We start from the raw sequence: 14350 nt of genomic DNA, 5'->3' as shown, positions 1-14350 counted from the left end.
TCTTGCCTCTATCCTTCATATTTTTTCAATAATAAAGCTGCATTATGTCCGCCGAATCCAAGAGAATTTGTCAGCACATATCTGACTTCCTTTTCAATCGGCGCTCCAATCGCATAATTTAGGTCACATTCCTCATCTGTCTGTGTGGTGCCCATTGTCTGATGGATAAATCCATCCTCTATGCTCTTGACGCAGACCACAAACTCCACACCGCCTGCCGCCCCCAGCAGATGGCCGATCATGGATTTTGTAGAGTTGACAGCCACTTCTTGCGCCGCCTCTCCAAGCGCATACTTGATCGCTCTTGTCTCAAACAAGTCATTGTGGTGTGTACTGGTTCCATGGGCATTGATATAGTCGATCTGTTCCGGTCTTACACCAGCTTCCTGCATAGCAAGCTTCATTGCCATGCCCGCTCCTTCTCCCGTTTCTTCCGGAGAAGTGATGTGGTAGGCGTCTGCTGTCGCGCCGTATCCGATCAGTTCTGCATAGATCTTTGCTCCCCTCTTTTTCGCATGTTCCAGTTCTTCCAGAATGACAACGCCTGCTCCTTCTCCCATAACAAAACCATCTCTGTCTTTGTCAAATGGGATGGAGGCACGCATAGGATCTTTGGAAGATGAAAGCGCTGTCAGCCCGGTAAAACCGGCTACCCCAGAAGGACAGATGCTGCTCTCCGTCCCTCCCGCGGCCATCACATCCGCGTCCCCATACTGGATTGCCCGCAATGCGTCGCCGATACAATGTGTTCCCGACGCACAGGCTGTCACTACGTTCGTACATTTTCCTTTAAAACCAAGCTGAATGGATATATTGCCTGCTGCCATATTGGAGATCATTAAAGGCACCATCAGAGGATTCACCCTGCTCGGTCCTTTTTCCACGATCTTTGTATAATTCGTCTCTATCGCCTGCAGACTTCCGATACCGGATCCCACGATCACCCCTGCACGGTACGCGTTTTCCCGATCCATATCCAGACCGGCATCGGCAAAGGCTTCTTTGGCTGCGGCAACGGCATACTGGGAGAATAACTCCATGCGTTTAGCCGCCTTGAAATCCATATAGTCTTTTGCCTGAAAGCCTTTGACTTCCGCCGCAATCTGTACTTTATAGCCGGAAACATCGAATTTAGTGATCGGCCCGATACCGACTTTGCCTTTGCGGATCCCCTTCCAGAATTCTTCTACTGTATTTCCGATTGGGGTCACCGCCCCAAGTCCGGTTACTACCACTCTTCTTTTCATATCCCTCTCCTTTTACATTGCCATTCCGCCATCTACATGCAATACCTGCCCTGTGATATAACGTGCCGCATCTGACGCAAGAAATGCCACGGCTTGTGCCACATCCTCCGGCTCTCCGAATTTTCCAAGCGGGATCTGCGTACACGCCGCTTCTTTTACTTTGTCGGAGAGTACCGCTGTCATTTCTGTACAAATGAAGCCCGGCGCCACCGCATTGACCGTGATCCCCCGGGAAGCCAGTTCCCTGGCCGCCGCTTTCGTCAGACCGATCACACCCGCCTTAGAAGCGGCATAATTCGCCTGGCCCGCATTCCCTAAAATACCGGATACGGATGCCATATTGATGATACGCCCACTTCTTTGCTTCAGCATGTACCGCGCCGCAAAACGGATACAGTGAAAGGTCCCTTTCAGATTCGTATCCAGCACGGCGTCATAGTCTTCCTCGGACATCTTCATCAAAAGTCCGTCACGGGTAATCCCCGCATTATTCACAAGAATATCGATCCGTCCGTATTCTTTTACAACAGTTCCCAGGAATCGCTCACAGGAGGAAAAATCCGACACATCACACTGGTATGTGGCTGCTTTTCCGCCTGCCGCCTCTATCTCCCGCTTTACTTCCTCTGCCTTTTCTCTAGCTCCCTGATAGTTGAGCACAACAAAGGCTCCCTCTCCTGCCAATTTCTTGGCTATCGCTTTGCCGATTCCCCGGGAAGCTCCCGTCACAACTGCGATCTTATCTTTTAACATATTTCCTGCACCACCTTTTCCACATCGTCCCAACAACCTACATTCAGCATTTTCACATCATGGCTGATCTTCTTCATAAAACCAGCAAGAGTTCTTCCCGGTCCGATCTCTATAAAGGTATCCACACCGTTTTCCAGCATGCGTTCCATACTTTGCTGCCAACGTACAGGGGATGCCACCTGTCTGGAAAGCAGACTTTTTATCTCAAAACTGTCTGTGATATATTCTGCCGTCACATTTGTCACATAGGGAATCTTAAGCGGTCTACATTCTATCCCTTCCAGCACTCTTCCTAGTTCTTCTCCTGCTTTGTTAAGCATAGGCGAATGAAAAGGCCCGCTTACATGCAGTGTCAGCACTCTTTTCGCTCCGGCTTCTTTTAACGCCTGCGCAGCCTGTTCTATCTTCTCTTTCCATCCGGTAATAACGATCTGTCCCGGACAGTTATAATTGGCTACAGTCACACCGTCTATGTAACCGACGATTGCTTCCACCTCTGACTCGTTCATCCCGAGCACTGCTGCCATAGCGCCTTTTCCTTGTGGAACAGCTGTTTCCATCAAGATCCCTCTTTTTCTCACTGTCACGATAGCGTCCTCTGTGCTCATCCCTCCCGCAGACGCGACGGCACAGTACTCGCCGAGACTTAACCCGGCTGTCACATCCGGTTTTACCCCTCTTTCTTCCAACACCTTCTCCATTGCCATACAGATCGTCACAAGGGCTGCCTGTGTATATTCTGTCTGATGGAGCTTTTCATTTTCTTCAAAGCATAACGCCTTCATGTCTATATCCAATACTGCGGAAGCTCTGTCGATGACCTCTCTTGCCGTTTTGCTCTGTTCGTAAAAATCTTTTCCCATGCCTGCTTTCTGCGCTCCCTGGCCGGGAAATATAAATGCCGTCTTACTCATAGAACCCTTTTCCTCCGATCAGCGTGTCTGTCTCCTTTACAAGCTTTTGCAGCAGTTCCTGACAGGATACTTCTTCCTTGATCATTCCGGCAATCTGTCCTGCCATCACGCTTCCTGCCGTCACGTCGCCTTCTACGACCGCTTTTTTGAGTCCTCCCAGCGTAAGGAGCTCTAACTCTTCAAAAGAAGCGCCCTCTTTTTCCTTCTCCAGATACACTTTCGTCATTTGATTTCTAAGTGCACGCACCGGATGTCCTGTTGTCCTGCCAGTTACTCTGGAATCAATATCTCTCGCCTTGAGAATGCATTTTTTATAATTTTCATGGACAAAGGCTTCTTTTGTCACCACAAAACGGGTTCCCATCTGCACCCCTTTCGCGCCCAGCATGAATGCCGCTGCAATACCTCTGCCGTCTGCGATCCCTCCCGCCGCAATGACCGGGATATGCACGGCATCTGCAACCTGGGGTACGAGCACCATCGTCGTATTCTCTCCGATATGCCCGCCTGCTTCCGTTCCTTCCGCCACAACAGCATCTGCGCCGCAGCGTTCCATGCGTTTAGCCATAGCTACAGAAGCCACAACAGGAATAACTTTTACGCCTGCCTCTTTCCACATCTTCATATATTTTTCCGGAGAACCTGCTCCCGTAGTAACGACCGGGACGCCTTCTTCCACGATCACCTGCGCCACTTCATCCGCATACGGGCTGATCAGCATAATATTTACGCCAAAGGGCTTATTTGTCTGTTTCTTTACCTTACGTATCTGTTCCCGTACCCAGGAAGCCGGCGCGCTTGCCGCGCCGATCAGTCCAAGCCCCCCTGCCTGGGATACAGCGGCTGCCAGATGATATTCGGCAACCCACGCCATTCCGCCCTGTATAATCGGGTATTCAATTCCTAATAGTTTGGTTACTTCTGTCTTCATAGGGACACCCTTTCTTCTCTCTGCCTTTATTTCTGATTTTCCAGATACTTTACCACATCTCCTACCGTAGCTATTTTCTCCAAATCTTCGGAAGGGATCTCTACCTCAAATTCTTCTTCAAAGGCCATGACCATTTCAAATAAGTCCAGAGAGTCTGCTCCCAGATCCTCTTTGAAAGAGGTTGCCTCTGTAATTGTTTCTGCCTCTGCTCCTAAAGATTCTGCTACGATTTTTTTAATTTTCTCTACCATGTTTTTCATTTCCTTTCTTATTCTCTTATTTCTTTTGCAAAATTCCTGTTTTCTCATTTGTTTTGCAATATGTATCTGCCGTCTGCATATCGGCGCTGTGCCCATATACTGCCGCAGTATAACTATGTAATCCGGCGCTGCCGGGAATTACCTTTACCATTCCAGAAGAGCCGCTCCCCAGGAAAGCCCTGCCCCAAACCCGGCAAGCACAATTTTCTGTCCTTTTTTCAGCTTCCCTGCCCGGTTCAGTTCATCTAAAAGAATAGGGATGCTTGCCGAGGAGGTATTGCCGTATTCTTCCAGATTCATTGGAAATTTCGCTATGTCTGCCCTTAGTCGCTTTGCCACTGCTTCTACAATACGTCTGTTAGCCTGATGGAGGATAAAATATGTAATATCATCTGTTGTCAGCTCTGCTTTTTCCAACAGCTCCTTCACGGCTTTTGGTACTTTTTTTACTGCAAATTTAAAAACCGCCTGTCCGTCCATCTGAATATACGCCTGCGGATCCCGCATTTTTCTGGGAGCGCCCTTTCTATGTCTGCTTAAGCATGTCAACGCTTCTCCTTTCTTCCCGTCGGAGTGACTCACACTCGGAAAGATCTTTCCCCTTTCTGCTTTCAGTACCGCAGCGCCGGCTCCATCGCCAAACAAAATACAGGTACTTCTGTCTTTCCAGTCCACCAGGTTCGACAGGCTCTCCGCGCCGACCACCAGCACCGTCTTTGCCAGGCCTGCCGCTATATATGCCTGTGCTGTCGTATAGCCAAAAAGAAAGCCTGCGCAGGCTGCATTCAGATCAAAAGCTGCCGCATTGACTGCTTTGATATACTTTTGTACTTCACATGCGGTGCAGGGCAGGATCACTTCTGAAGAGATCGTAGATACTAGGATCAAATCGATCTCTTCCGGCAGTATCCCACTTTTCTCCAATGCTTTTTGTGCTGCTTCTGCTGCCATGGAAACCGTCGTCTCTTCCCGGATGATCCGCCGTCTCGCCACCCCGGTCCTTTCTCGGATCCATGCGTCATTGGTATCTACGATCTTCGCCAGATCGTGGTTGCTTACTATACGCTTGGGCAGGCTGGAACCTGTTCCGTATATTTTTCCGATCATGTCTCTTTCTCCCTATCTTTCTTCTCTGTTAATACTTTGATTCTAAAATACTTTGACTTTCAAAGTATATCACAAAAAAAAGAAAAGTCAAGAAAAACTCCAATACAGTTTTTTGGCAAGACAAAAGCGTTCCTTTGTTGTGGAACGCCCTTATCTACTGATTTTATTCTCCCATGACTTGTACCTGTACCTGTCTTTTACGCCCTCTTGTCTGGTCAAAATCGATAAAATAAATATGTCCGAAATCTCCTAAGTCCAATTTCCCGTCTATTACGATGATCGTCTCACTTCTTCCCATGAACATGGAGCGTAAATGTCCGTCTGTGTTCAATGTCTCTGGTTTATCTTCCCCATGCTCCTTGGAAAATTGTGTAAGCTTTGGGCCTGGATGCATATATTGCCCTTCTTTTCTGCAAGTCGGAATAATCTCTTCAAAGACATCGCACAAATCTTGCTGCAGATATTCTAAGCCGGTGTATGTTGTGTCAAAGGAACATTCCTGTGTTACGACAGAACAAGTCGTGTGATGTGAATACACGACACAAATGCCGTTTTTTACTTGTGCACGGTCTGCTATTTCTTTTACCTGTTCCGTAATCTGATGAAAACCAGGACGAGATCTCTTTGCATCAAGTTCCAGTGTTTCTCTATGTATTTTCATCTTATCCCTCCATAATTCTTTCTTTACCTTTGCTTTTCATAGTATCTTCTGCCCGACGGACAGACTCTATCATTTTCATTGCCAATATATTAGGCTCTTTTGCAGTACAGATTCCAGAAGCTACCCCTACTCCTTCTGCTCCTGCTAAAATCAATTGATAAATTTGTTCCGGACTAGAAATACTGGCAGCCTGTTCTACTAGAATTGAACTATTTATATTTTTTACTGCCTGCATAGATTTCTCGACATATCCCATTCCGCTGTTCTTCCCAGTCCCGATTAATTCCGTCTGTTCCGGATTGATGATATCTGGACAGAGCTGTGCTACTGCTTTTACTTCTTCAATAGTATCTGCACAAACAAAAGACAACAGCTCCAGCTGTCTCGCCCGTTCAATTCCCTGACGGATCTTACTAAGAGTCATTGGACGCTCACAATGATTTAATACGACTCCCTTAGCCCCTGCTGCCGCTAAGGCTTCTGGCAAAACATCTGCCATACCGCGTCCTGGTTTTAATAGATCCATGTACGGTGCTAATACGATCAGTCTTTTCGTATGCTCTGCTACTCGCCGTATTTCTGTATATGGAGTAATAAACAACACGTCAACATCATATTCTTGCGCTGCTTTATCTGCAGCACAGGCAAGAGAAAGCACATCATCTCCGTATAAATAATTTTTAATCCCTATTTCAAAAAATGGAGCCTTGATTCTCTCTTTCATTTTTCTCCCCTATGCCTTTCCTTGCTGTCTTAAACGCTTCAAATATACATATCCATCCATAGCTACTACCAGCATAAGAATACTTCCGATAGTTACATTCTGCCATTGCGGATTGATTTCAAATAAATTGAACCCATTTGACAGCAACGAGATAAACAGTGTCCCAAAAAGTGCTCCAACCATATCGCCTTTTCCACCTAACAGAGAACTGCCTCCTATGATACAAGCTATCATTATATTCATCTGAATATCTTTTCCCAAATACCTGCTTGCCGTTTCATATCTGGCTACAGACATAATTCCTGCAATGGAAGCCAAGCATCCACTTAAAATGTATGTCCACATCAAATGCCCTTTTACATGAATCCCCATCAACTTAGCATTAAATTCACTGCAGCCGATATAATAATTCTTTTTTCCTGTATAAGTTTTCTTTAAAATAAATCCAAAAAGTGCTAAAAGTATAATGCAGATCCATACCATAGGATAAAGTCCTAAAATTTTCCCATTTCCAAACTTTACAAACGCTTCCGGAAAACCTCGCAGCGTTGTTGCCACACTGCCTGTCATGATCATTTCCGACATTCCTCTAAATACATACATTGTTCCTATTGTAGCAATCAAAGGTTCAATATTTCCATACGCTACTAAAAGACCATTTATACTTCCAATCACAAGTCCAACACCAAGCCCAGCTAAAACACTGATTGTAATCCCCATCCCCCTGCTTAAGCAATATGCGCAGGCAATTCCTGATAGACACATAGAGGATCCAACTGAAAGATCAAATTTCCCCATGATCATCAACATCATCATACCAATCGCCAAAATCGCATTTGGCGCAATAGATGTTTGAAGGCTGTCTAAGTTACTGATTGTAAAGAAATAGGGACTGGAAACTGCCAATATCAATACTACAATTGTCGTAATAACAATTCCGAAAAAACTATCCTGTCTTCGAAAGTTAGCATACCATTTTTTCATTTGTCATTTCCCCCTATCCTTTTTTTCGATTTATCTGTACGTCAAGCAGCACTGCCAGAACTAAAATAGCTCCTGTAGCTACCTGCTGCATATACGGATCAATTTTGAATATCACCATACCATTAGACAGCATTTCCAGGAAAAAAAGCCCCAAACCAGCTTTTAGAATCCCTCCTCTTCCACCGGCCATGCTGCATCCTCCAATCACACAAGCTGTGATCATGGTAAATTCCATTCCTGCACCTGTATTAATATCTGAATGGGTAATTCTAGATGTTGCAACAATACCGCCTAACGCTGCTGTCATCGCAGAAATAGAAAAGCAAATTCTCTTGATTTTTTCTACTTTGCATCCATAAAGTCTGGCAGTTTGAGCATTATATCCGATATAGTACAATTGTTTTAATGTTGTCGTCTTTTTCAACAATATTTCAAGAATAATAATCAACACAATCATGAAAAGAATCGTCCAATAAATACCGCCTATTTCATATTTTGAAAATTTCCTGTATACAGATGCATAAATAGAAGCAGGCATTTTATTAAACAAAACAGAATTCAGACCTTGCACAATTGTCATTGCAGCTAATGTCACCATCATAGAATTCAAACGAAGTTTTGTCGTTAATACTCCTACCAGCCATCCGATCAGACCACAAACTACAACAGCACAGATAACCGACACATAAAAATTCACATTAAAAAAACGCATCAAAGCTCCTACGATTGTTCCGGAAAAGCCATAAACCGCTCCTACACTTAAATCCAATTCTCCCATGATCAAAAGAAGTGTAAAACCTATGATTGCAAAGAATTGAATAGAAACTCCATAAATCAAAGAATACAAGTTGTTATATGAAAAGAATGTGTCTGTTCCTATAGTAAGCAGTAAAAATAAAAATACGTTCAGAAGAATAATGGAACTTTCTCCCCATTGTATCCTTTTTACTGGTCTTTGTTTTTCCATATATCCTCCTATCCAAGCGCCGCCAATTTCATAACGCTTTCTTCATCAATCTCACCTGCTTGTAAAATTCCAGATACTTTACTATTACTCATAACTAAAATCCTGTCAGATAATGTAATCAATTCAGGCAAATCGGAACTAAAACAAATAATCGTCACGCCTTCTTTCGATAATTCTTCCAAAAATTTCAGAATTTCCATTTTGGCATTGATATCTATTCCTCTCGTAGGTTCATTTACAATAATCAATTCCGGATCTGTGCCCAGGCAAATGGAAAGCATAACCTTTTGTTGATTTCCACCCGACAAACTTCCAGGTTTATTTTTCACACTTCCTAGTACTATATGAAATGATTGTACAAATTTTTCTGTATACTCTGAAATCTTCTTTGTGTCTAGTATATGGTTCGGACAAAGCTTGTCCAAAACAGGCGCTGCTATATTATCTGCAATGGACATATCAAAAAATAGTCCTGCATCTTTTCTGTTGTTATTCAGATAAATCATGCCCTGCTGTATCAAATTAGTAGGAGAAAGATCTTTCACTTTTTTTCCATGGAAATATATTTCTCCTGCTTTCTTCGTATGTAATCCAAACAGCATCTGTGACAGTTCTCCATTTCCGGATCCTTCCAATCCGAATACCCCGAAAATCTCCCCTTTTCTTACAGAAAAAGAAACGTCTTTAACCATTTTATCGGCAGTAAAATTTTTTACTTCGTAAATCACCTCTGCCGTATCCGGCAATTCCGAAACTTTTTTTCTATATATATCTGCACTGAAATCTCTCCCAACCATTTTACTAATCAGAAGATTTTCTGTAAGATTTCCATCATTGTCAACTGTGTCTACATAGGTACCATCTCTCATAATAGAAATTCGGTCACTAATCTGCATAATTTCTGAAATCCTGTGGGAAATATAGATAATTGTGACTCCTTCATCTCTTAGTTTTCTTAATATCTTCATTAATACGTCTGTTTCCTGAGTATTCAGCCCAGAAGTCGGTTCGTCCAACAAAACGATCTTTGCATTTTCCGACAACGCCCTGAGTATCTCTACCATCTGTTGGCTTGACAGACGTAATGTATTCATTTTCACCATTGGATCAATAGAAAGTCCAAATCTGCTCATTAATTCTTTGGTTCTGCGGATTGCTTCTTTTTTTTGGATAACTCTTACCTTTTTTCCCTGGAAAGTAGAATAAGGAAAAATGTTCTCATACACTGTCATATTGTCAAAAATCGTCAATTCTTGATGTACAACAGAAATTCCCAAGCGTCTTGATTCATTTGCATCAAGAGATTCCATTGCTTTTCCATCTATTACAATTTTTCCTTCATCCGGCTGGTATTCCCCTGACAGCATTTTAATAATTGTAGATTTACCTGCTCCGTTTTCTCCAAGCAATGTATGGATCTCTCCTTGTTTTACTGAGAAAGTCACATCCTTTAAGGCCTGAACCGCTCCAAATCTTTTTGAAATATGCTGTAACTTTAATATTTGTTTTTCCAAAATATCTCCTCCTTTTTAAATGGAGCGGTTCCCTTCGGCTCCGCTCCATACAGGTCGTCTTATTCATAAAGATCCGAATTCAGTTCTGTCATATTTTCTACCAAGAAGTTATCTACATTATCCTTAGTTACAAATACAACTCCCGTATACATATTAGAGGGAAGTGTATTTACATCAGATCCCGCATTATCCGCCGATATAGGAATATTTTGTGCATTATACTTTGTAATCTGTTCCAAAACAGCTAATGCTTCATACGGCATAGATGCTGTCTTATTTACCAATGTACAGTTAATATATCCTGCTTTTACATTTTCGAGTGTAGCCACTTCTCTGTCATGCACAACAACTGTGATACTTCCTGGTTCTAAGTTCAGTTCCTCCATTGCTCCTGCCACACCTGCTCCGGAACTGGAATCCAGTCCGACGATCGCCGTCATATCTTTATAATTATTAAAAGCCGTCTTTGCTGTTTCAAGGGCCGTACTTGTATCTACATTATCATCTAATTCCGCCAGTATTTCCCATGATGAATTTTCTTCCAGATAGCTCTTAAAACCAGCAAGTTTTTGCTGTGTATTCGCCGCCGTATAATTTCCCATAACGACAACTTTTCCTTTTTCTCCTGCCTCCTCAATCAATTTCGCTGCCGTCTGTCTTCCGGCATCTTCATTATCCAAACCGATATATGTATCTACCTCTGCGCCCTCCATTGTAGATTCAATTGCCACTACCGGAATTCCTGCCTCTTTTGCTTTTTTAATCCCCGGCAATATAGACGCATCAAAAATAGGAACTATGATTCCATCTGGTTTTTTTGTAATTGCCTGTTCTAACGCTTCTGCCTGTGCTGTAAAATCAAAATCATCCGGTCCTACTTTTGTCACCTTACATCCAAACTGTTCTGCAGCGAATTCAAAACCTTGATGAACATCATACCAATAAGGATGATTGTGATTGATACCTACATAATAGTAACTCTTCTGCTCAGAAGTATCTGCCTTTGTTTCAGACCCCTGCGATTGTTCACTCTGTCCGGCATTTCCTCCACATCCAATCAAAAGACCGGCTGCCATACAAACTGTCGTTAAAATTGCCACTACCTTCTTTTTCATCTGCTTTCCTCCTTAAACAACTCTTTCATTTGCATTTACTCTCCTACGATCTGTACATTCACCGTACGCTGCCGCGCTCTTACTTGATCAAAATCGGCAAAATAGATCCGTCCAAATTCTCCGAGCACCAATTTACCGTCTACCAAAGGAATCGTTTCTGAACGTCCCATGATGATCGAACGTAAATGTGCATCTGTATTCAGGCTCCAGAATGCCTCCTCAGCACGTTCACGCTGCGCGATTTCGATGTGCTTCGGTCCCGGATGCATATACTGGCCCTGAGAAGTACAAGTAGGAACAATTTTATTTAGCACATTCACTAAATCTTGTAAAATAAACTGCGTCCCATAATAATCCACATCATCCGATTGTTCCTGTATCATGACACTGCATGTCGTGTGCTGTGAAAATACAAGAACCATCCCATTTTTTATTCCCGATTCTTGTATCTGCTCTGCCACCTCTTCTGTCACATCATGAAATGTAGGTCTTTTGTCTGACTGAATTTGGAATGTCAAATTTTTTACCATGCTTCTCCTCCTTTCTCTTCTTTTTGTCTGTCAATCTTTTATAAGGTTGTCTACAGACAACAAACGCTTTGCATTTTCACTGAACAGCTTTCTCTTAAAGGTTTCTCCCATTTCCAGCTCCTCGATGTTGTCTAAAATGCTGCGCATCTGTTCGTAAATAAAAAGTGTATACCGACGCTCCGCTTCGATTCCTTCTTCGTGTGTATTCCAAGAAAACTCTTCCCTGACCAGATTGATATACTTATCAAAGGTCCATCTTCTCTTCCCATGCCAGAGCATGATCGGCGCATCTGTTCCATATAAGATCCGCTCCTCCGGCAGTTCTTCAAAAGCAAGCTTATACACCTGTGGATTTAAAACGGCTGCCGTATCCCAATAAAATCCTTCCTTATCTTTCTCCATCTCCTTTAACGCCGCTTCCAGATAACAAGGCGTAAAAGAACGGCCAAAATGTGCGATGACGATCTGGATATCCGGATATTTTTGTCGCATTTCCAATAATTCTTTTATATTGTCAGGGTCTGCGATCCGTCCTTTACGAGGCAGATGCAGCACCACAGTCTTTTTATGTCGGTTTAAGATCTCCAGCTGCCAATGCGGCATGAAAGTAAAAATACTGATATCTGCTCCTTTTACAGTAGAAACCAGATCCGGATATGGTTTAAATCCGTTAAAAAACGGAAGTTCTTCTTCTATGTAACTTTCTTTATGCCAGGGAGCCACCGCCATAAAGGGATGCATATTTCCCTTTTCTTTTTCTGCTTTTAAATATCTGTTTCCCGCCTCCAGATCTGCCTCTTGAATGGGCCACGGAAAGCCTGCCATACAGTAGACGGTATCAGGAAACAACTGGTGACCGTATTGTTTCGCTGTCTCGCAAGGCAAGATCAAGCCACTCTCAAATGCCCAATCGGAATGAATTCTTTCCTCAGTCATATCCGGTATATGTTCCGGAAGATTTATATGGATGTGAAAGTCAAAAATTTCTTCCGGTATTCTCTCCTTCAGATAAAAATCATAAAACTCTTTATCCTGTCGTGTATACTCAAGCTTCGGACATCTTGGTTTCATCGTTCTCCTCCTTATCATAGAAATGTTTCAATTCCTGAAAGCCCTGCTGATAACGGATATAATTTTTTCTATAGATTTCCTTCTTTTCTACATGAGGTAAGATTTTTCTACATTTTGTCTGAAATTTTTCTGCCGCCTGTGTAAAATCTACAAATATCCCTGCGCCTACTGCGGCAATAATGCCGGCTCCTCTGGCCGCCGCATCTGCATTTTCATATATGATCACTGGCACCTGAGTGATATCCGCGATCATCTGTGTCCAGACCTTACTCTTGGCTGCACCTCCTGCCAATCGGATTGTTTTCACTTCTATGCCTGCTTGTTCATAGGCTTTTATAATGGCATACATCTCATATACTACGCCTTCCATAACTGCTCTGGCCATATGGTATCTGCCATGATAAAGTGTCAGACCCAAGAATGCGCCCCTACTGTTTTTAGACCAATGCGGACAGGTAGTTCCCGCAAAATGAGGATAAAATAAGACGCCGTCTGCTCCCGGTCCTATTTTTTCTATTTCCTCGTTTAATCTTTTATAATTCTCTGCATGCTCATGATCTGACGCCACCTTATTTTTAAACCAGTCTAAGCTTACACCGCCGGTTTCCAGCGAGGCCATCGCGCCATATCTGTCTGGTACGATATGCCTGCACGGCGAAATATAACTTTTCACGTCAAAACGCAATGTGTCTGTGATCGCCATCAACACCCATGCTGTTCCCGTCGACAGCATAAGATCTCCTTTCTCCACAGCGCCTAATCCCAGCGCCGCACAATACTGATCATATCCTCCATTGATCACCAGCGTTTCTTCTGAAAGTCCCATTATTTCTGCTGCTTCTTTTTTCAATGTTCCCAGCACGGTCCCGGCAGGAAGAATTTCCGGCAGCCGTTCATCCGTAAGTCCCAATTCTTCATATACTGTCTGATCCCATGTCCAGGTATGTATATTCTCAAGATTTGTGATTCCCTCATTGGTATAATCTGTCACTGCTTTTCCTGTAAAACGCAAATTTAAATATGACAAAGGAGATAAAAATTTATCCGTTTTACTGAATTTTTTCGGTTCATGCGCTTCCATCCATTTGATCTGCGCCAGATTGTATCCGTCATTTAAACGCCATCCTGTATGCAGATAATAGTAGTCTTGTTCCTTCTTTTCACATAGGGCTCTTGCTTCTTTGTATGCACGGCGGTCCAGCCAGCTGACCGCTGTTCTGACAGGTCTCCCCATATCATCCACCGCCACTGTCGTTCCTCCCTGCGCGGAAATACTGATCGCCCGTATCTTTTCTTTTGGAACTGTCTGAGCACACTCCCGTACTGTATAGATGACTGCGTCATACCAATCTTTCGGATCCTGTTCCGCATATCCGGCCTTTGTACTTAGGAGCTCATATCCTTTATAAGCGCTCGATATTATATTTCCCGACTCATCAAAAAGCAGCGACTTTGTTCCTGTCGTTCCCACATCAATACCGACTAAATATTTCATTTCATCTCCTCCTTTTCTCTATCATAATCAGCATTTTTGATTTTGTCAATCATTTTTTGATTTTTTCTTTCATTTTT

At 43.2% G+C, this 14350-nt stretch carries 16 protein-coding genes; all 16 read right to left on the bottom strand.

What is annotated here, in order from left to right:
* Positions 1 to 8 precede the first annotated feature (8 nt).
* The 16 genes from fabF to BN3282_RS06815 all read right to left on the bottom strand — a co-directional run bounded on the left by fabF (position 9) and on the right by BN3282_RS06815 (position 14273).
* Complete coding sequence (fabF, locus tag BN3282_RS06885) at positions 9 to 1247, bottom strand: beta-ketoacyl-ACP synthase II (protein ID WP_059067760.1); 1239 nt, start codon at positions 1245 to 1247, stop codon at positions 9 to 11.
* A 12-nt stretch (positions 1248 to 1259) separates the two neighbouring features.
* Positions 1260 to 2000 carry a 3-oxoacyl-[acyl-carrier-protein] reductase gene (gene fabG, locus BN3282_RS06880; protein ID WP_059067758.1) on the bottom strand — a complete coding sequence of 247 codons (741 nt, stop codon included), beginning with the start codon at positions 1998 to 2000 and terminating at the stop codon, positions 1260 to 1262.
* Positions 1994 to 2914: an ACP S-malonyltransferase gene (fabD, locus tag BN3282_RS06875; protein ID WP_059067756.1), complete on the bottom strand. Its 921-nt coding sequence runs from the start codon at positions 2912 to 2914 to the stop codon at positions 1994 to 1996. Before fabD ends, fabG begins: the two co-directional genes overlap by 7 nt.
* Entirely contained in the window at positions 2907 to 3845 is a 939-nt protein-coding gene (gene fabK, locus BN3282_RS06870; protein ID WP_059067754.1) for an enoyl-[acyl-carrier-protein] reductase FabK, read from the bottom strand. The genes fabD and fabK overlap by 8 nt, the downstream gene beginning before the upstream one ends.
* A gap of 26 nt (positions 3846 to 3871) precedes the next feature.
* Positions 3872 to 4096 carry an acyl carrier protein gene (locus BN3282_RS06865; RefSeq protein ID WP_059067752.1) on the bottom strand — a complete coding sequence of 75 codons (225 nt, stop codon included), beginning with the start codon at positions 4094 to 4096 and terminating at the stop codon, positions 3872 to 3874.
* Positions 4097 to 4121: 25 nt separating this feature from the next.
* Positions 4122 to 4256, bottom strand: coding sequence for a hypothetical protein (locus tag BN3282_RS15410; RefSeq protein ID WP_267303965.1), 135 nt, complete (start codon positions 4254 to 4256; stop codon positions 4122 to 4124).
* Complete coding sequence (locus BN3282_RS06860) at positions 4250 to 5212, bottom strand: beta-ketoacyl-ACP synthase III (RefSeq protein ID WP_059067750.1); 963 nt, start codon at positions 5210 to 5212, stop codon at positions 4250 to 4252. The genes BN3282_RS15410 and BN3282_RS06860 overlap by 7 nt, the downstream gene beginning before the upstream one ends.
* Positions 5213 to 5375: 163 nt before the next feature.
* Entirely contained in the window at positions 5376 to 5873 is a 498-nt protein-coding gene (locus BN3282_RS06855; RefSeq protein ID WP_059067749.1) for a secondary thiamine-phosphate synthase enzyme YjbQ, read from the bottom strand.
* A 1-nt stretch (position 5874) separates the two neighbouring features.
* Positions 5875 to 6597 (bottom strand): triose-phosphate isomerase, encoded by a 723-nt coding sequence (locus BN3282_RS06850; RefSeq protein WP_059067747.1) that lies wholly within the window; start codon positions 6595 to 6597, stop codon positions 5875 to 5877.
* 9 nt (positions 6598 to 6606) lie between these two features.
* Complete coding sequence (locus BN3282_RS06845) at positions 6607 to 7581, bottom strand: ABC transporter permease (protein WP_059067746.1); 975 nt, start codon at positions 7579 to 7581, stop codon at positions 6607 to 6609.
* Between the two features lie 13 nt (positions 7582 to 7594).
* On the bottom strand, positions 7595 to 8548 hold the full coding sequence (locus BN3282_RS06840) for an ABC transporter permease (protein WP_059067744.1): 954 nt from the start codon (positions 8546 to 8548) through the stop codon (positions 7595 to 7597).
* Positions 8549 to 8556: 8 nt separating this feature from the next.
* Positions 8557 to 10062, bottom strand: a complete 1506-nt coding sequence (locus BN3282_RS06835; protein WP_059067742.1) for a sugar ABC transporter ATP-binding protein — start codon at positions 10060 to 10062, stop codon at positions 8557 to 8559.
* 59 nt (positions 10063 to 10121) lie between these two features.
* Positions 10122 to 11177, bottom strand: a complete 1056-nt coding sequence (locus BN3282_RS06830) for a sugar ABC transporter substrate-binding protein (protein WP_059067741.1) — start codon at positions 11175 to 11177, stop codon at positions 10122 to 10124.
* Positions 11178 to 11212: 35 nt separating this feature from the next.
* Positions 11213 to 11707: a secondary thiamine-phosphate synthase enzyme YjbQ gene (locus BN3282_RS06825; protein ID WP_059067739.1), complete on the bottom strand. Its 495-nt coding sequence runs from the start codon at positions 11705 to 11707 to the stop codon at positions 11213 to 11215.
* Between the two features lie 30 nt (positions 11708 to 11737).
* Entirely contained in the window at positions 11738 to 12778 is a 1041-nt protein-coding gene (locus tag BN3282_RS06820) for an amidohydrolase family protein (RefSeq protein WP_059067738.1), read from the bottom strand.
* Positions 12753 to 14273, bottom strand: coding sequence for an FGGY-family carbohydrate kinase (locus tag BN3282_RS06815; protein ID WP_059067736.1), 1521 nt, complete (start codon positions 14271 to 14273; stop codon positions 12753 to 12755). Before BN3282_RS06815 ends, BN3282_RS06820 begins: the two co-directional genes overlap by 26 nt.
* Positions 14274 to 14350 lie beyond the last annotated feature (77 nt).

Source organism: Mediterraneibacter massiliensis, from assembly GCF_001487105.1.
In the GTDB taxonomy this organism is placed as follows: domain Bacteria; phylum Bacillota; class Clostridia; order Lachnospirales; family Lachnospiraceae; genus Mediterraneibacter; species Mediterraneibacter massiliensis.
This window is presented reverse-complemented; position numbering and strand designations above follow the sequence as displayed.